Here is a 1,204-nt window from a genome sequence, read left to right on the forward strand (position 1 = left end):
AAATATTACTAAAATAGAMGARTATAAAAAAGATATACCAGAGAATATAAATGATACAAAAGCTTTAAAAACTTTAATAGAAGTTAAAACTAAAGAATTAAATGATAGTAAAGAAAGATTATCTAAATTAAGGTTAGCAAATGAGAATATAGCTAAAAAATTAGAAGGTGAAAATTCTACTTTAAAAGAAATAAATAAATCTATAGAAGAATTAAAAATAGAAATAAATAATAATAAAGATAACTTTAAGGAAGCTATGAAAAAACAAGGATTTGATAATATAGATGATTATGAAAATGCTAAGTTACAAATATCAAACATAGAGATATTAGAAAAAGAAGTAGAAAATTATAACTCAGAACTTAAAGTAACTAAGGCTAAGTATGAAGATATATTAAATAAAACTAAGGATTTAGTATTTATAGATAATTCTTTAGTTGATGAAGAAATAAAAGCAATACAAAGTAGTAAAAAAGAATTAGAAGATAAAGTAAGATATTTACACTCTATAATAGAAAATAATAAAACAGTACTTAAAAATGTTGAAGATTTAAATAAAGAATTTAAGGAAATAGAAGAAGAATATAAAGTAGTTGGAGAGCTAGCAGATTTAGCTAATGGTAAAAAATCTCCATATATATCTTTTGAAAGATATATATTAGCAGCATATTTTGAAGATATTATAGATGCAGCTAATTTAAGGCTTGAGAAGATGACAGGAGATAGATTCTCMCTTATAAGAAAAACATCTAAGAGTAAAGGTGCAGGTCAAAAAGGATTAGAACTTGAAATATATGATAATTATACAGATAGTTCTAGAGATGTAAGTTCACTATCTGGTGGAGAAAGCTTTAAGGCATCTTTATCATTAGCCCTTGGACTTTCTGATGTAGTACAAGAAAATGCTGGTGGAGTATCACTTGATACTATGTTTGTCGATGAAGGTTTTGGAACACTTGACCCTCAATCTTTAGATAATGCAATAGATAGTTTACTTGAACTTCAAAGAGGTGGAAGATTAGTTGGTATAATATCTCATGTTGAAGAGCTAAAAGAAAGAGTAGAGGCAAAACTTGAGGTTGTATCAACTTCAAAAGGAAGTAAGGCAGAATTTAATATATTATAATTTTTTCATAAATTAAATAGAACATTAATTAACCATACTTATATTTAGTTAAACTAGATTTAAATATGGTTTTATTTA

At 25.1% G+C, this 1,204-nt stretch carries 1 protein-coding gene; it reads left to right on the forward strand.

From position 1 onward, the window contains the following. A partial coding sequence (locus tag G3997_RS03285; RefSeq protein WP_296648047.1) for an SbcC/MukB-like Walker B domain-containing protein occupies positions 1–1,126 on the forward strand: 1,126 nt, incomplete at its 5' end. Positions 1,127–1,204 lie beyond the last annotated feature (78 nt).

The sequence above is a fragment of the Romboutsia sp. 13368 genome, assembly GCF_018336475.1.
In the GTDB taxonomy this organism is placed as follows: Bacteria; Bacillota; Clostridia; order Peptostreptococcales; family Peptostreptococcaceae; genus Romboutsia.